The organism is Acinetobacter pittii (genome assembly GCF_022449185.1).
In the GTDB taxonomy this organism is placed as follows: Bacteria; Pseudomonadota; Gammaproteobacteria; order Pseudomonadales; family Moraxellaceae; genus Acinetobacter; species Acinetobacter pittii_I.
In genome coordinates this window covers 642,072-660,736 of the sequence record NZ_JAKUKO010000001.1, presented here as the reverse complement: position 1 = coordinate 660,736, position 18,665 = coordinate 642,072, and the positions used below count along the sequence as shown (strand labels likewise).

The 18,665-nt window shown below is 38.6% G+C and carries 13 protein-coding genes; 8 read left to right on the top strand and 5 right to left on the bottom strand.

Translation table 11 applies throughout. The annotated features are described in order from the left end of the window. Position 1: 1 nt before the first annotated feature. The 8 genes from yuxJ (at position 2) to accC (ending at position 11,990) form a co-directional block, all read left to right on the top strand. A complete protein-coding gene (gene yuxJ / locus MKX14_RS03075; RefSeq protein WP_240281726.1) occupies positions 2 to 1,207 on the top strand; it encodes an MFS transporter in 1,206 nt (401 codons plus the stop codon). Continuing rightward, positions 1,204 to 4,731: an IucA/IucC family protein gene (locus MKX14_RS03070; protein ID WP_240281725.1), complete on the top strand. Its 3,528-nt coding sequence runs from the start codon at positions 1,204 to 1,206 to the stop codon at positions 4,729 to 4,731. The genes yuxJ and MKX14_RS03070 overlap by 4 nt, the downstream gene beginning before the upstream one ends. After that, positions 4,724 to 5,494 carry an HpcH/HpaI aldolase family protein gene (locus MKX14_RS03065; RefSeq protein ID WP_240281724.1) on the top strand — a complete coding sequence of 257 codons (771 nt, stop codon included), beginning with the start codon at positions 4,724 to 4,726 and terminating at the stop codon, positions 5,492 to 5,494. The genes MKX14_RS03070 and MKX14_RS03065 overlap by 8 nt, the downstream gene beginning before the upstream one ends. 156 nt (positions 5,495 to 5,650) lie before the next feature. Then, a complete protein-coding gene (locus MKX14_RS03060) occupies positions 5,651 to 7,885 on the top strand; it encodes a TonB-dependent receptor (RefSeq protein WP_240281723.1) in 2,235 nt (744 codons plus the stop codon). Positions 7,886 to 8,151: 266 nt separating this feature from the next. Continuing rightward, positions 8,152 to 9,477, top strand: coding sequence for a Y-family DNA polymerase (impB, locus tag MKX14_RS03055; protein ID WP_240281722.1), 1,326 nt, complete (start codon positions 8,152 to 8,154; stop codon positions 9,475 to 9,477). Between the two features lie 235 nt (positions 9,478 to 9,712). Next, positions 9,713 to 10,168, top strand: coding sequence for a type II 3-dehydroquinate dehydratase (gene aroQ, locus MKX14_RS03050; protein WP_068563124.1), 456 nt, complete (start codon positions 9,713 to 9,715; stop codon positions 10,166 to 10,168). A gap of 17 nt (positions 10,169 to 10,185) precedes the next feature. Continuing rightward, a complete protein-coding gene (gene accB / locus MKX14_RS03045) occupies positions 10,186 to 10,605 on the top strand; it encodes an acetyl-CoA carboxylase biotin carboxyl carrier protein (RefSeq protein WP_000354611.1) in 420 nt (139 codons plus the stop codon). A 17-nt stretch (positions 10,606 to 10,622) separates the two neighbouring features. Further along, complete coding sequence (accC, locus tag MKX14_RS03040) at positions 10,623 to 11,990, top strand: acetyl-CoA carboxylase biotin carboxylase subunit (RefSeq protein WP_002115704.1); 1,368 nt, start codon at positions 10,623 to 10,625, stop codon at positions 11,988 to 11,990. 47 nt (positions 11,991 to 12,037) lie between these two features. Here the strand turns inward: accC and MKX14_RS03035 are convergent, their stop codons facing one another. From MKX14_RS03035 to MKX14_RS03015, 5 genes are all read right to left on the bottom strand, one after another. Continuing rightward, the gene (locus tag MKX14_RS03035; protein WP_240281721.1) at positions 12,038 to 12,541 is read right to left on the bottom strand and encodes a hypothetical protein; all 504 of its coding nucleotides are present in this window, start codon (positions 12,539 to 12,541) and stop codon (positions 12,038 to 12,040) included. Positions 12,542 to 12,696: 155 nt separating this feature from the next. Beyond that, complete coding sequence (gene hcaT, locus MKX14_RS03030; protein ID WP_240281720.1) at positions 12,697 to 13,863, bottom strand: MFS transporter; 1,167 nt, start codon at positions 13,861 to 13,863, stop codon at positions 12,697 to 12,699. A gap of 613 nt (positions 13,864 to 14,476) precedes the next feature. Further along, positions 14,477 to 15,508 (bottom strand): Csu type fimbrial protein, encoded by a 1,032-nt coding sequence (locus MKX14_RS03025; protein ID WP_046812312.1) that lies wholly within the window; start codon positions 15,506 to 15,508, stop codon positions 14,477 to 14,479. After that, on the bottom strand, positions 15,499 to 17,907 hold the full coding sequence (locus MKX14_RS03020) for a fimbria/pilus outer membrane usher protein (RefSeq protein ID WP_240282009.1): 2,409 nt from the start codon (positions 17,905 to 17,907) through the stop codon (positions 15,499 to 15,501). Before MKX14_RS03020 ends, MKX14_RS03025 begins: the two co-directional genes overlap by 10 nt. 40 nt (positions 17,908 to 17,947) lie before the next feature. After that, positions 17,948 to 18,655: a fimbrial biogenesis chaperone gene (locus MKX14_RS03015; protein WP_108010909.1), complete on the bottom strand. Its 708-nt coding sequence runs from the start codon at positions 18,653 to 18,655 to the stop codon at positions 17,948 to 17,950. Between the last annotated feature and the right edge of the window lie 10 nt (positions 18,656 to 18,665).

Sequence of the window (18,665 nt, the reverse complement as noted above, 5' to 3'; positions counted from 1 at the left end):
CATGCGCTCATCTCGCCTAGATCATTTCATTATTCTGCTCTGTCAGTTTTTTTCCACTTTCGGGCTTATGGTGCTTATTCCGATCATGCCGCTCTATATGGAAAAACTGACTGCGCATATGAGTGCTCCCACTATCTGGGCAGGTTTGGCACTCGCGGCTCCGGCTATTGGCAGTTTATTTACAGCACCGATTGTGGGTCACCTATCCGACACATTCGGCCATAAAAAAGCCTTGTTATTTTCTCTGGCTGGTTTCTGTATTTCAATACTACTCATGGCGAGCGCCCAGCATTTATACCTGTTTATTTTCGCGCGAATTTTACTCGGGTTTTGCGGTCTCTCAGTCATTTTAAATGCTTACGTTTCATATCTTTCCAATGAGCAACAACGAGGCGCCGCTTTTGGGCAACTACAAAGTAGCGTAGCGCTCGCTTGCTTATGTGGTCCCGTGCTCGGCGGAATATTTATGGATCAATGGCGGGTTGAAGTATTACTCAACGCGACAGCATTTGTTGTGATGACACTCATTGTGATCGCGTCATTTGTATTAACTAATCCCGTTAAAACCGAGGCTTCAAAACCTAAAGAGAAATCTAAGCTTCCAGCTTTCTTTGATAGAACGATTTTTTCATGGTTAAGCGCCGGCATTTTGGTTCAAGCCGGTGGCTTTGGTTTGGTGTCTTGCTTCGTTCTGTATATTAGTGAAATAAGCCAAAGCACTCACTCATCGTTATCTGCTGCGAGTTTAACGGGAACCATTCATGCGCTTTCATGGGGAGCAGCCTTTATTGCTGCAACCTATTGGGGGAAAAGAAATGATGATAAAGGAGACTCTTTTAATAACTTCATTTACGCATCTTTAATTTGCGGCATCACGATATTCGCATTGATATGGGTTTCTAATCTCTGGCTGATTCTTGTATTACGACTCATACAAGGCTTCTGCTTTGCAGCCCTTATTCCTTCGATCTTACACACAATTTCTCTAAAAGCCGGCACTCAAAGCCAAGGAAAAGTGATTGGTATTTCTAACAGTGCCTTTGTCTTAGGACAACTTATTGGCCCAATCACCATCACGCTCACCTACTCATTTTTCAATATTACTGCTGCATTAATCTGCACCTCACTATTTTTTATCGGTGCAGGATTAGTGGTGATTTTGAACAGATTCTTAATGGATACAATTTTAGAAGAGGCACAAGAATGAACTCAATTATTACAACCGATGCATGGTCTTATAAACTTTTCGAACAGTACCTGAATACTTTCTTTCGTGAACTCAAAGTAAATCTTGAAAAGCATATTATCCCAGCTCAAGATTCTCCTTTATTCACACTGTATGCAGAGCGCCCAGACACCCTGTATTTTGCTTATACTTTTAATGCATCTAATACGATTGTTTATGGTGCAGTTCAGTATCTATCCACCACTGGTTATCATAGATATCAACGTGGTTTTACCCTGCAAAATTTAAGCGACAATACATTTGACTCGCTAATCGACCCTAAAAAATTAGTGAAGCTGATTACAGATGAACTGAATAGCTTATTTAAAGATAAAAACCAAAATAAGAATTTGTACTCCGATATTGTAAATAGTATCGAAAATACAAAATTCTTTTTAGAAAATAGGCCTTCCCAAACAGTAACTAAAGCGTTAAGTGGTTTTCAGGCAACCGAACAAGGCATGTTATATGGTCACCCTTTTCATGTGACCTCTAAAGCCAATTTAGGTTTCTCTAAAGAAGACATGAAAAAGTATAGCCCTGAGTTAGGCGCAAGTTTCCAACTTCATTACTTTGCAATTCATTCTTCTTTAATCCAAAAGCTTGTAAGTGAAGAACAGTCTTCTCATCGTATTGAAGATGAAGTTTTAGAAACTGCAAAAGAGCGTTTGCAAGAAAACATAGCAAATTACGAGCTAATGCCAACCCACCCTTGGCAAGCCAACTTTTTACTTCAACATCCATCTTTAAAGAAATATTTAGATAACCAAGACGTGATCTATCTGGGAGCTTTAGGTCAAACCGTATGGCCAACCTCATCTGTTCGTACCGTGTGGTTACCTCAATCGAACCTGTTCCTAAAGCTTTCAATTGATGTACGAATTACCAGTTTCATTCGTAATAACCCAATGGATGAGATGGAACGCGCGATTGATGCGAGCAAAATTATTATTAATCACAAGATTAATGAGCAATATCCAGACCTTGTGATTCTGCCGGAATTAGAGGCAAAAACAGTCAAAATTCCAGAGCTTGAAAGTTCATTTGGCATTCTTTATAGAGCAGGACTCACGCCAGAGGTATTAGAAAATACCAGAATGCTAGGTGGCTTGGTTGAAGAAAATGAAAACCATGAAATCCCGCTTTTAAGCATTATTCAGCAAGCGGCACCCAACCAAAATCTACAATCGAAAGACGCGAAAGACTTCATTACTTTCTGGTGGAAACAGTACGTTAAAGTTTCACTCATTCCATTAATTGAGTTGTTTGCAAACAAAGGCATTAGCGTAGAAGCGCACATGCAAAACAGTTTAATGGAATTTAAAAATGGCTATCCACATCGTCTTATTCTTCGAGATATGGAAGGTATTAGCATTGTTCCAGAAATGATAGAAGACGACTCATCTATTTCTGAAGATAGTACCGTTTGGTTCTCTCAGAAAGATGCATGGATCTTTTTAAAATACTACCTCGTGATCAATCACATTGCTCATCTCATCAGTGCAATTGCACGCGTTACGGCCATTGAAGAATCTGAACTTTGGCAAGCTACCCGCCTTACGCTCACACAAGAAAATTTTAGCACCAAAGGTCAGCAGTACCGCGATTTATTAATTAATTCACTCACATTACCAATTAAGGCAAATATGTTAAATACGCTCTACCACAGTGGTGGCAATCCAATCTGGATTGAAGTTGAAAACCCTATTTATAAATATCGCGGCGCAGAAGCACTTTGCCCTCTTCAACCAACACAACAAACCAATTATAAAACCCTCGCGGAAAATCGCGTAATGAGTCAATTATTAGAAGCACTCATTTTTGAAAATACTTTTAAATACGAGTTTTCTAAAGGTCAGATCAAGTTTTATATTTCCGATACCGTTTTTTATACTTGCGCGGCCAAACGACATTTTAGTTTTAAACGAATTAAGTTAGATCCTTCAAGCTTAGTCCGTTCTAATATTACTTTAGATGCTGAAACTCGTCCTAGCTTAAAAACGCTACTTGCCGATTTAAAAAATATTATTGAAGCAGACCCTGTTAAATGGCAAAACTTTAATGATGAGCTCAATTTAACTTACGTTAAACATGCGCAAACTTTGAGCCAAGCCCCAGCTCAACCTTTAAGAACCTTGCCTTATTTAGAACAAGAAGCACGGATTACTAATGCACATTTATATCACCCAAGCTTTAAGTCACGTATCGGCTTTGATTTAAAAGAAAATCAAAAATATGCACCTGAGCTTTCTGAAGGCTTTACGGTTCAATGGGTGGCAACTCATAACAGTTTATGCAAACTGGTTTTAAGTGAAACCATTAACTTAGAGCAGCTTTATAAACAGCATTTTTCAGAAAAAGATCTACAAGCCATTAATGATCAGTTGAAAGAGCAAAATGTAGATTTTAAAGATTATATCCTCACCCCAATTCACCCGTGGCAGTGGGATAAAATTATTGAATTATATTATCAAGATGCGATTAGCAACCAACTGATCATCCCGTTAGATATTGAAGGTCCGACTTACTTGCCACAGCAATCGATTCGAACTTTATCGAATATTAGCGACATCTCAGCGCTTTCTCTTAAATTGGCAATGAACCTGGTCAATACTTCTACCTCTCGTGTATTGGCACCGCATACCGTTCAAAATGCGGCAAGAATGAGTGACTGGCTTTATAACATTGTTGAGCAAGACCCTATTTTAGAAAAACAGCGCAAGCCTGTTATTTTAAGAGAGATTGGCGGTCTTTCAGTTAACCAGCCGATTGCTTTACCTGTTCAATACGGCGCACTCGCCTGCATTTGGCGCGAAAGTATTTACAGCTACTTAAAAGAAGGTGAATCTGCCACTCCAGTAACAGGTTTAATGCAAGTTGATACAGACCAAAAACCTCTAATCGATGAGTGGATCCAAGAGTACGGTATCGAGTTCTGGTTAGAAAAATTACTCACCAATGCTTATTTACCAATCATGCATATTTTATGGTGCCACGGCCTCGCTTTAGAGTCACATGCACAAAACATGGTACTGATTCATAAAAATGGTTTACCCGTTAAAGCTGCCTTGAAAGATTTCCACGATGGAATTCGTTTTAGTCGTCATCTTTTACGTGAGCCCGAGCTTTTACCTAACTTACAAGATGCTCCAAAAGAACATGCCAAGATTAACCCGAACTCATTCTTGGAAACCCATTCTCCAAATGAGTTAAGAGACTTTACCCAAGATGCGCTTTGGTTTGTAAATCTGGCTGAGTTAGCGATTTTCTTAAATGAACATTATGACTTCGATGAAATCAAATTCTGGACCATGTTAAGAAGCATTATTAATCAGCATAAAGAAGCTCACCCAGAGTTTGCGGAACGATATGAATTGTTTAACTTTACAGATGACACCATCGATATTGAACAGCTCGCAAGCCGTCGTTTTCTTCCGGAAATTCGTTTAAGAGTACAAACCACGCCAAACCCACTCAGCCTAATTAAGGAAATTGAATATGAATAAGCATTCGATTTCTTTTAAGAAACGAATAGCAAATAGTGAGACGCTCTATGGAATATTTTGTTCCGTAGCTTCTCCGATTAATGTCGAGCAACTGGCACTTGCGGGCTATGATTTTATTATTATCGACTTGGAACATACTTTATTTAGTACGTCTCAAGTCGAGACCATGATTTTAGCCGCTAGAGCTATGAGTCTTGATGTGTTTGTAAGAGTGCCGTTAAACGCCAACCATTTAGTTCTACCTCTGCTCGATGCAGGAGTAACGGGTATTGTTTTTCCGCGTATAGAAAATGCTCAGCAGGCACAAGAAGCCGTGAACTATTGTCATTATATGCCGCTTGGTCAAAGAGGACTCAACTCGACAAGGTTAAATCGATACGGCATGGATGATTTAGCTAGTTTTGTTCAACACGCAGCAAACGAAACGGCTGTCGTTGCCATGATTGAAAGCTTGGAAGGACTAGAACAACTAGATGAAATATTAAAAGTTGAAGGTATTGATATTATTCTAGAAGGTGCTGCCGACCTTTCTCAATCGATGGGAATGCCATGGCAATCTAGCCATCCAAAAGTGAAAGAAAAAGTTCAAGAGATGTATTTAAAGACTAAAAATAGTCAAAAGCATTTCTGTGCTATTCCCCGACAACCTGAAGATATTGTGGCATGGAAACAACAATCCGTTCAGCTTTTTGTACTTGGTGATGACCGAAGCATTATTCGCCGTGCCCATCAAAATCACCTCAATACTTTTAAAGAAATCTAATCACTGTTCAAACCCTTCTAGGGGAATAAATACCAATTCCCCTAATTGATTGAATAAATTTCAAATATATTATTTTATAGCAATGAACAATATTGTTAATTACAATGATTCTCATTTATAATCCTGACAATTTAAAATCACTCTCAGGGCGAGACAATGGGAAATAAGAAGAGTAATAAGCTTTTTACGAGGAAATCTGAAGTTAAAAATATCATTCCAGTCCTTTCACTTGGTGGGGCCATCTTTCTCTCAAACTCGGCCTTTGCAGCCTCAGCCTCTGAGACAACAGATGTTGAAAAAAAGCCTGAAGCACTCCCGACAATTACAATTACTGCTTCACGCGCAGATGAACTTTCTACCTCTGCCAAGCAAGTGACTAAGCTAGATGAAAAACAAATTGAGCTTTTAAAAAATGGTTCATCTGGCAGTATTGCAACCGTTTTAGCAAAAGCCGTACCGGGCCTTTCCGACTCAAGCCGAACTATTACCGATTATGGTCAAACTTTACGTGGTCGTAATGCCCTGATCTTGGTCGATGGCGTGCCGATGAACCTTACACGTGACACATCACGCGGACTTTCAGCAATTGATCCTGAAAGTATTGCGAACATTGAAGTAATTCGCGGCAGTAACGCAATTTATGGTGGCGGTGCTGCGGGCGGTATTATTTCAATTACTACGAAAGCGGCTGGTGGTGAACCTACAGCAAAAACCGTTATTGGACTACAAACGCCATTAACGAATTTCCGTTCTAATGCTTTAAGTGGCAATATTCATCAATATTTCACAGGCAGCTTTAACGCTTTTGACTATGCGCTCGACTTTGGTTACCAACGTATTGGTAGTCCGTACGATGCAAGTGGTGACCGTGTTGCACCGGAACCAAGTCAAGGCGATTTATATGATGCCGATGCTTACAGCGTAGGTGGTAAACTTGGTTATCATATTGATGACAACCAATACCTACAATTCGCTGCAAACTACTATAATGCGGAGCAAGATTCAGACTATGCATCTGATCCAAGTGTTAAGAATGCCGCTGCTGGAACTGTACCAGCAAAAGCAATTAAAGGCTTAAAGCTTAAAGACCAAAATAAAAATGAAAACCAAATATACAATTTGACTTACAACCATAAAGATTTTTTTGGCAATAAGGTTGATGCTCAAATTTATTACCGCGACTTCTTTACACGTTTTTCACCGTTTGATGCGCGTGGAAATGCGAATCGTGGTAAGCAAGTCGATCAGATTTATCAAGAAAATAATGTACTCGGTAGCCGCTTAACTGTTACTACACCACTTGAGTTTTTAGGTGACACCTCACTGGTTTGGGGTGGTGACTTTAGCCGCGAAAAAAGCGAAATGCCTTTAGATATTTTCGATCCTGACATTTATGATCAATCTGGTGGCTTAGAGTTTGTAAAAATTGGCAAACTTATTTATTTACCTGAACTCACCACGCAAAGTATAGGTGGTTTTATACAGTTAAAACACCGCTTTAATGACCAATGGTCAGCAGAAGCTGGTACGCGTTATGAAGACAGCTATGCCCAAATTGATAGCTTTGTTCCTTTATCACAATTAGGTAAGCCCAACCCTTACACCGTTGAGGGCGGAAAAGTGAAAGCTGATGCATGGTTGTACAATGCTAACGTGACTTTCTCTCCAAATGACCAACACTCGATTTATGCATCTTTTAACCAAGGTTTCCAATTACCTGATGTTGGTTTGATTATTCGTAATGCTGGTGAAGGTTTTAACCTTGGTTCGTCATTCTTAGAACCCGTAAAAGTAGATAACTACGAGTTAGGCTGGAAAGGAAACTTCAATAACTTCTCTTCAAGTTTAGCGGTCTTCCACTCCACTTCCGACCTAGGTGCTGTGCAATCGTTCAACAATGGTTTAGTACTTGCTAGAACCAAAGAAAAAGTCACTGGTGTTGAAGCAACTTTTGATTATCTTGATGATGCTAATGTTTGGGGAACTGGTGGTAGCGTTACGTGGATGAAAGGCCGTGAAAAACCGCAAAACGGTACCGAACAAGACATGACAGGCTTCCGTATTCCACCATTAAAACTCACAGCTTACATTTCTTATAGCCCAACTGAAACTTGGACCAACCGCCTACAAGCCACTTATTTCGGTTCAGAAGACTACCGCTTAAATGGCAAAAATAGTTTTGGTCGCTATGATGTAAAAACTTATACAACAGCAGATTTAATCAGTAGCTTTGCGCTTAACAAAAAAGACACTGTGACGATTGGTTTAGAGAACATGTTTAACCGCAAGTACTACCCTCTCTATAGCCAATTATTAAGATCTGGTAATAACACTAGCCATTTAGTGGCAAATGGCGCAACGCTGAAAGTTTCTTATAGCCATAAATGGTAATCAAAAACTGACATTGAATGTGTCACAAAAAGGAGATCCATGCGATCTCCTTTTTTATTAAAAATATTAATTTCTTATCTATTTTTTCCATTATTAACCTGAGGCAACCCCACAGAACCACCCTAGCATTCTGCTAAAAATTTTGTTAACTTGATTTTGTTACATATTCAAGATACAACTTTTTCATCCTACACTCCCCATCACTGTGTTTATGAAAACAATATCAATATGTAGTTTTACCAATATTTTTAAGGGGGCGAATCATAATGGAAATCTCACACCGCGAAATTTACGCGCTCGTAGACATTAATAATTGTTATGTGAGTTGTGAGCGACTATTTAATCCCAAACTTATTGGCCTACCAGTCGTAGTACTTTCTAATAATGACGGATGTGTTGTATCACGTAGTGAAGAAGCAAAAAATATGGGTATCAAAATGGGTATCCCATGGTATCAAATCGAACAAGAAGCTCTTCAAGCAGGTGTACAGGTCTATTCAAGCAACTACACTTTATATGCTGAAATGTCACGTCGCTTTTTTTCAGTTCTTGGTGAGTTTTTCTCGCCCGATGATTTAGAAGCTTATTCTATTGATGAATGCTTTATTCGCCTTACCCCCTACCTTCAATCTCTAGATATCCATTCTTACTGTGCCAAAGTCGTAGAAACTCTAGAAAATTGGTTAAGCTTACCTTGCTGTATTGGCATCGGATATTCAAAAACTCAAGCAAAATTAGCCAATCACTATGCTAAAAAGATTCCAAGCTTTAATAAAATTTGTAATTTCACTACTTTAGACCCTTTGCTTCTTGAAGACCTCATGCAACACACTTCAGTCAAAGAAGTCTGGGGAATTGGCTATCAATTAGTCAAACAATTACGGAGTTATGAGATTCATTCATGCTTAGACTTAACTTTTGCCAATGAGCATCATCTAGCAAAAGCTTTTTCTGTGGTTATGGCGCGTACCATTCGTGAGCTAAAAGGCCAATCCTGTATTCAACTCGACGATCCTGCAATTGTCACCAAACGAATTTTAGCATCACGTAGTTTTGCTCAAGCTTTATCCAGTATTGAAATTATTAAGCAAGCACTTATTTTTCATCTTAACCGAGCTCATCGCCGTTTAATGAAACAAGAACAGCTCTGTGTCTGCGTTCAAGTCATGCTTTATGAAAAAATAGATAAACCACCTTATAAAAAAGCGTCTTCTCAAGCGATAGGCTTAAATTATGCAACAGATGATTTATGCATATTAACAAAAGCAGCTATGCAGCAAATAGATGTTTTATATAAAGAAAATAAAAAATACATTAAGATTGGAGTTTTATTTTGTGGTTTGCATCCCCGTCAACATCACATTGATGATTTATGGCAACCTCTTGAGTTGATTCAGCAAAGACAACAATTAATGCGAACACTCAGCACAGTTCGTAACCGATTTGGCAGTCACTATTTACAAGTCGGTTATCATTCCCGTAATCCATCTTGGCACATGAAACAATTTCACCGTTCAAAAAATTATCTAACTCGATGGAATGAGCTATTAGTGATTGGAGAGAACTCTATAGCCGTTACACAAAATACATGAACTGTTTTTGTCAATTCAGTTTAAAATAAGCTCCATTAAATTACTTGAAATTTTGTCATTTTTTAACATTGCTAAATCATCGCAAAATTTACAATATATAAGCCGAATTTGGTATACCCTTTCTGCGACGATGAAAACAAATTATAAAAAAATTGTAGAAACATATGCCATAATAAGCAAACTTTGCAGACATCTTGCAAAGAATATTTGCAACTTTAGAGCTGGAGCAATCTGAATGAGTTCGACCATTTTGGTGATTCATGGACCGAATTTGAATTTGCTGGGAAAACGCGAACCAGAAGTATATGGTCATCTTACTTTAGATGATATTAACCAACAACTTATTAGCCAAGCTCAACAAGCTTCACTCACATTAGATACTTTTCAAAGCAACTGGGAAGGTGCCATTGTTGATCGTATTCATCAAGCACAAACTGAAGGCGTAGAATTTATTATTATTAACCCTGCAGCCCTCACCCATACATCTGTTGCTCTACGCGATGCCCTACTTGGCGTTGCCATTCCATTTATTGAAGTACATTTGTCGAATGTCCACGCAAGAGAGGCATTCCGACATCATTCTTATTTATCTGATAAAGCAATTGGCGTGATTTGTGGTTTAGGTGCAAAAGGCTATCGTTTTGCACTCGATTACGCTATTGAAAAAATTCAACCATCTAACCCAAACTAGTTTAGGAATAGTCGCCCATGGATATCCGCAAAATTAAGAAACTCATCGATTTAATGATTGAGTCTGACTTGCAAGCGATCGAAGTTAAAGAAGGTGATCAATCAATCGCTTTAACTCGTCGCAATCCTGTCGTTGCTGCGGCTGGTGTAGCACTTCCGGCTGCTCCTGTTGCAGAAGCACCAGTTGCAAAAACACCGCGTGGAGCAGTTGAAACTTCTCCAATGGTTGGCGTGTTCTACGCTGCTCCAAGCCCAGGTGAAGCACCATTTGTTAAAGTAGGTCAAACAGTATCTGCTGGTGAAACTTTGGGTATTATTGAAGCAATGAAAATCATGAACCCAATTGAAGCAACTCAAAGTGGCGTGATTGAAGAAATTTTAGTGAAAAATGGTGAAGTTATCCAATTCGGTCAACCTTTATTCCGTTATCGCGCGTAATTACCCCGGGGACGTCTATGTTGCAAAAAGTTTTAATTGCAAACCGTGGTGAAATCGCTTTACGTATTACCCGGGCTTGTAAAACATTAGGAATCAAGACTGTTGGTATCTATTCAGATGCCGACAAGGATTTGATGCATTTACGTTTTGTTGATGAAGCAGTATGTATTGGTCCGGGCGCAAGTAGTGATAGCTATTTAAATATCCCGGCAATTATTACTGCTGCAGAAATTACCGGTGCTGATGCTATTCACCCGGGTTATGGTTTCCTCTCAGAAAATGCTGAGTTTGCTGAAATTGTAGAAAGCTCAGGCTTCACTTTTATTGGTCCACGTCCAGAACATATCCGCCTTATGGGGAATAAAGTTTCTGCGATTGTTGCCATGAAAAAAGCTGGCGTACCTACTGTACCAGGTTGTGACCACGCAGTAACCATCCACAATGCCTTGGCAGAAGCGAAAGAAATCGGCTTCCCGCTTATTGTTAAAGCGGCTTCTGGTGGTGGTGGTCGTGGTATGCGTATTGTTGAGCGTGTAGATACACTACTTGAATCAGTTCAAGCAGCGCAGCGCGATGCAGAAATGTGGTTCGGTGATGATACCGTTTACATGGAACGCTTCTTACAAAAACCTCGCCATGTCGAAGTTCAAGTTCTTGGTGATGGTAATGGTCATGCAATCCATTTATATGACCGTGACTGTTCATTACAACGTCGCCATCAAAAAGTACTAGAAGAAGCACCTGCACCAAACCTACCAGAGCAAGCTCGAGCTGATATTTTAGAAGCTTGTGTTCATGCATGTCAGTTGATGCAGTATCGTGGTGCTGGTACGTTTGAATTCTTATTTGAAGACGGTGAATTCTTCTTTATTGAAATGAATACTCGTGTTCAGGTTGAGCACCCTGTAACTGAAATGGTTACTGGTGTCGATATTATTGAACAGCAGTTACGTATTGCTGGTGGCCTAGGACTAGAGCTTCAACAAGAAGATATCAAAGTTCAAGGACATGCAATTGAATGCCGTATCAATGCAGAAGATCCAACAACCTTCTTACCTTCACCTGGTAAAATTGAAAGTTTCTACGCACCAGGCGGTGCTGGTATTCGTTTAGATTCTCATATCTACCCAGAATACAGCATTCCACCTTACTATGACTCTATGATTGCTAAATTGATTTCTCATGGTAAAGACCGTGAAACTTCAATTGCTCGTATGCGTCAAGCACTAGATGAAATGATCCTTACGGGAATTAAAACAAATATTCCTCTACATAAAGATCTAATTTTGCAAGATAAGAGTTTCTGCTCTCAAGCAATGGATATCCATTACCTTGAAAAACACTTGTTAAAACAAGTCGAAGAAAAGAAAGCTGAAACTGCATAATAAAAAAAGCCTCTTATTTTTAAGAGGCTTTTTTAATATCTATAATTTTATGGTAATACCCGACGTAAAGTCGCAAAGCACTGCTCACCTTTAGCTGTCGAGCAAAAATTGATTGTATGGTCGTTTTTCCATTGTACAAAATATTGTGAGACATCACCTGTTTGGTCTTGTTTCTGACCAGAACAATCTACTTTATTATTGTCAAATTTAATTTGCATTACTAAAGCGGCTAGCTGCTCTTTAGGGTCATCAGATGGTTGATATTCATAAATACCATAAGACCATTCCTGACCACTTTTGATCACTACATCATTACTACTACGAAAGTTATAATATTCTACACATTTTTTATTATTTGGAATTTCCATCCCCCATAATCCCATAATTTCAGATCGCGTAACAATACGTATAGCATTAGGATTACTTGCAGTCCGAACGGGTTGTTCGACTGGCTGCCCTGTCACTGTTTCTGCCACAGCCAAACCAGAACAAGCCCACAATAATCCAATAATATAAATATTTTTCATAGATTTATTAATCATTAAACGCATGGAGTTAAGTTAGCATATTTTTTTAGAAAATCATTGCTCCATAACCATATAAAAACAATATTTTTCAACTGTAACGTGTCACAACAAGTCATCAAACAATTTTATATTTACTTGCTTTTTTCAATATAAATTCTTTATTTTGCATTATCTCAAACTTAGGCGGTTGAAGAATCGACTTGTTTCGGAAGCCACTTTACAAAGCACAAACCTAAGAGCACAACCACGCTGGCACACATAAAGATGAGTTCACCAGAAAAAGTTTTCCAGAAATGCCCAGCCAGAACACTACCAAAAGCTACACCTAACCCCCACATGGTGCTATAAAGTGCTTGTCCACGCCCTTGCTGTCCAGCAGAGAAGTTTTGAAAAATAACTCTCATTGCAATCAAGTGAAATAAACCAAAACTAAAGGCATGTAAACACTGCGCAAAAAGTTGACCAATAAAATAATGTGAAAATACTGCAACTAGCATCCAACGTATACTCGTCACCAGCAGACACACAATGACTAAACTGCGCCACGAAAAGCATTGAAAAATCTTTGAGGCAATTGAAAACATAAAAATTTCAGCAAAAACGCCCATGGCCCATAAAAATCCAATTTCAGTCGTACTGAAATTCAAAGATTTCAGAAAATTACTATAGAAACTATAAAAAGGCGCGTGTGAAAAAAGTAGAATAAATTCAATTGCAAAAAATGCAGCCACTGTTGGGCGTTTAAGTACAGGAAGTAAAGGTTCTAAATGTTTTTGGGAAGTAGGCGCGCTATCAGGTTCGCGGATTGTGAAAGACCAAATAAACGCCAGCGACGCGATAATTAATAGTAAAATTGGGAGCATTGAAATATGCACTATTTCTAAAATTGCCCCAATAGTGAATACCCCAACAATAAACCCAACCGATCCCCACTTACGAATTTTGCCGTAAAGTTTAGCTTTTTGATCACCCAACCAAAATAAAGTCACCCCTTCAAATTGAGCTAAAATCGCATTTTGAAAGAAACTAAAAATAAGCATAAGCAAAGCAACTGATTGAAAAGTATTTGGCACTATAAAAATAGCTAACCATATACAAGATTCCATCCAAGTTGCTATCCGAACAAGTAACATCCGCTTACCAGATTTATCAGCAATCCAACCCCAAACTAAAGGTGCAAAAAAACGCGTTACAATCGCAATTGAGGATAAAACACCAATTTCTTGATAATTAAATCCCTGATCTTGAAGATATAAATTCCAATAAGGCATGAATGTGCCCACGATGGAATAGTAAAAGAAGTAGAATCCACCAAGTCGAGTTTGGATAGTAAGTGGTTGAAACAATTTATAAACCTTTGTATTTTCATGAGGTTAAAATTCGGGATAGCTGTCACGCATGTAGCCATTTGTCTTTAGTACTACTAAGCATCCACAAATTTCAATTCGTAGATTCACCGAATAAAATACAATTAAACATATCAGAGCATCTCAGCCTCTCAATTTTAACACTTTGTTTTCCAATACAAATCATTAAATTATTGAGAATCGACTTATCTCTATAAGTATTTTTTATTGATAAGAAAAAATAAAGAAAGAAAAGAGAACTGTAATTTAATTTGTACAATCTGTTAACTTGTGTAAAAATACATTTAATATTCATAAGGTATATATTTATCAGATGTTTTTTCTTATTTTTTTAATTTGTCTTTTTCTGTTTTTACTCATCCTGAAACAACATTACCGCTAACTACCTATCACCCCTACCTATTGTTTAAAAAAACCTATCTGTCTCTTTTAAATTAGAACAATTAAACACCAAATTTTATAAATAAAAGCCCTTTTTAAACTATACCTTTAAGTCAAGCTTAGCTTAAATATCAATTTTAAAAACTAATTATTATTCATCTCCGCCAATCAAAACATTGGCAAAATATCCAATCTTAGAATCAAAAAACTCTTAATAAGTTACTGTAACAACGATCGTATCTGAGTAATTACCCGGAGCTGTTGCAATAGTGGTACCTTGCGGAATTTTTCCATAGACATTTGTACCCTGAGAATTGCCCGAACCTGTTTTAAAAACACCTCCAGAACCTCCAACTGCGCTTACACCACCAGTAGTATCCCATACCGCACTATAATTCGAGTTCTGATATAACTGATACGGGATATATTGACCACTACCATTTGTCATCTGCCTAAAGCCACCAGCAATACGGTTATTTCCATCCCCTAAATAAATACTGTATGGCAATCCAGTATTACAAGTCGTATTCACCACCCCTTGAGCTGTATAATCTCGACTGGTCTTACCTATATCATTAATATTTCCAAAATCAACATTTGATGTTGAATCTATTTGGCATAAACTTGGCACAACATAATTAGCAGTTAGAGTGGTATTACCTGAGTCCCAACCTCCGCCACCATCACCTTCGCACACTGTGCTAGAGCCTGCTTGCATATCCCAAAATAGCTGAACTGTACCAGTATAGGTTCCTTTAGGATATGCCATGAGTGAACCACTACGGGCGGGTACTTTTATATTCACTGAGTAACTAATAACATTATTATTAGAAGAAACTGTTTTCACAGGCCCATACCAGACATTCGAAGTTTGATTGGTAGTCGACGACCCAGCCCCACCCACAGTAGCAGTGACCGTATAAGGCAATGAAACACTATTATTGCTACTCGTTGTTCCATTGAAGACGGTTTTCATACACATATAACCTGAAATTTCTGGTGTTGAACGTCCTCCATAACAACGTATTGTCCCTGTGTATGTCAGAATTGCATCATTGTTAATTGTTGCAGCAGTGTATGTGTATGTACCAGAAGTTGTCCCTGTAACGTTACAACTTGCATGTGCAGAGTTAAAAAATATAAAGATCAGGCTTAACAAACTCATTCCGCAAAAATATTTCAGGATAAATGAAAGAGCTTTCAAAGTTGTCGGCTGGTTAAAGCTAGCAATATTCATCGACATACATAAGGCCCCAATTTTTTAGCACTGTATTGCTTTTTTTCATACACAAAATCAACTTGGCATGAACCATGATCTAGAAGATCAACTTCAAGTTTGTTTTGCTTTAACAGGTTTGGAATAAATACTTCACCATCGTAGCCAACCAGCCCATTTTGCTGACCATTAATTCGAACAGCATAACCTGGCATCAACGGTGAATTATTTTGATCAATCAGTTTCACTAATCCTGAAATGACCTGATGAGCACCGAAGTCAACCAAAGTTCCTTGACGGTAACCTACAAACGCTGTCTGATTCGTAGAGCTAACTTCCCACTCTAAAGGTAAATATGATGGGTCTAGATAGATATGATGAGACATGTAGGGTCTTAAATTCGCAATTAAGAATCGGCCAGATTTGTCAGTTTCGCCTAAGTTAGCACCACCATTTAAAATTTGACTCTTTGGCCCAGCATTAGTCACGACCGCATAGCCGTCTCCAATTTCATTGGCCGCAAAGATACGTCCCGCCGCCGCAACCAATGAACCCGTCGCTGAAAGTGCAATCTGATCATTATCCCCAAATCGGTTATAGCGCCCTGTCAGGTAAGCTGCCCGTGCTCGGTAAGACGCATAGACCGAGGCATTGTTTTCATTCGCATCCTTATCGTGCTCAACATAACCGCCCCAGCCAAATGAACCAATTTTTGGTTCTGACAAACCGAATATTTCTTGGCGATACCGTAGGCTACCGCTGTCACTAGATACACTCGTGATCGCATTCACTTTACTAGATGGGGTATATCGCAGCGCAATGTAAATGCCATAGTCCTTATGGTTTTCATAATCTTTATACACTGATGCATAAAAACCCCAGTTCTTGTCCAGACTTCCGCTTAGATTGGTAGACAGTAACTTATAGGAGTTATCGCTATATTTGATCTGGTTATAGCCCAGATAAACCCCATAGCCTGCATAAAAGTTATAGTTAATGCCTGCCCTAAAAATCTCATCGGCCAGTGCGCTGTAGTTCAGGTAATTCTGTGACTCAGGATTAATCTGGTTATCTTTTAAATATCTCACTTGAGACACACGGGCAAGGTCAAAATAGTTATCAAATACTTTGCGGTAACTGGTGTTAAATGAAATGTTCTTACTGATGCGCCCTTCTAAACCCAGCAAGGCAGAATAACCGTTTTCATCTTTATACTGGCTCGCTGCAATGTCAGCATTGATCACCCCAATACCAAAAATATTCTTGGCAAATCCTGTACCGAGGTTCGACAGGCCATCTGTTGAAGCTTCTGCCCCACCGCTTAAAGTCAGTGAGTTACTGTAGCCGTATCGGATCGCACCTGAGGCAAAAGTGGCATCGTCATAATCGTTTGAATAGAGTCCATAGTTGTAGCGTGGAACCCCCACATCTACTGAAAACTCATTAATGCCTTTTGCCAGAATCTTCGATGAAAAATAGTACGGCTTTTTGGTAATGCTCTGCTGTCCGGTTGCATCGGTAGTCACAAGGGTGACTTCATTTCCTGAAATAAATGGAAGCTGTTTAATATCAAATGGGCCTGAAGGCACTAACCCTGAATAAATCTTTTGCTGGTTGACATATAAATCCAGTGTTGAAGGCAATGCTGCCGAGCCGGAAAATTGCGGGAGTGCCGAGGTGACAATATCACCGCGTTGACTATAAGCACTCGACCACTGAAAACCAGCAAGACGGACACTACTTCCCCAATCCGGGCTATTGGAAATAAAGTCCCCTAGGGTATATATCCTGATCTTCTCAGGGTCGACATATTGCCACTTACTTTCCAGTCGTACCCATTTTTCATGGCTATAACTATTTTCATTATTACCGTTATATAAAACCCCTGAAGAAAAGTTACCGATTGCACTGTTAAAAATCCCTTCTGCCGTACCTGAGAAAACATTCTCATCATTGGTTATGGTGTTATACAGGCTGTAATTCAAAATAGCTGCGTTTAAAGGTTTCATCTTTAGCAAATTGGGGCTAGTGACCTGCTGGCCACTTAAGTCGACTGAGTAACCCGTTAACATATTCGATGGAACTTTTAGGTTTAGAGACTGCTCATTCTCGAGATATTTAAACTGAATTCCGTTTAAATCATTAATACACACCCACTGGTTATCTAGGATATGTTCATCCATTTTTATTCTTAAAGTTCTTAAGTCACGAAAGCGGATATATAATTTTCTATCTTGATCTTGCCGTACAGATATTAAGTCTTTTGAAACATTTGAGTTAACAGAAATATTTAAAAATAGCTGTATATATCCCTGATCAGAACCAAAGGCCTGATGAGCAGAATTCACAACTTCTGGAATAGTTGGTAAGACAGCATTGGTACTATCTTGTAATGATTCAGCAGCAGCATGAATCGGCAAGTACATAACACATAAGGCACTTACGATATATTTCATATGTGCCTCTTTAAAGAGATGTTTGCTTACCGTTAATATTTAATGAAATATTATATTTATGATCTGCTTGAAATTTAAAATCAGGACTAATATTAAAATTTCTCGCTTTCCCGGCAAGAATATAACCATTCACGGTGTTTACTTTAATGGGATAGCTTTTATTTGCTGTTGTATCTACAAGTATTAAGTTATTTAAAAGCGCATGTCGATTACCAACATTACTTATGGTGAGATAAGCGCTATTTTGTTCTTGTTGTATTGACCAACTTATTTTAGTAATCGCATCTTTATTGACTACAAATACAGGTAATGACGAACGTAGTAGTACGTTAACCCCTTGATCAGCTTTACGGCTATCAACTGGTTTTGGTAACTCATCAATAATAATACGATAGGTTTTTTCACCAGACATAGGTTCTGGGTTAATTCTAACGACACGCAAGTTATAAGAGTCACTAGGTTGTAGTTTTAGAAATGGTGGACTGATTACAATCTCATCCGTAGGAATGAGTTGATCTTGACCAGCATTTTGTCTCCACTCAAATACACGCACCTGTAAATTAGCGCTTTCATTTGACTGGTTATATAAACTAATGGAAGATGCAGCCTGATCACTCAATATTTCAACACTAACAGGTGAAAGGCGAATTGATGCTGCATTTAGCATACTAGGCAAAAATAACAATAAACTTGTAACAACAAAGATATTTTTTTTCATGATTTGCCCA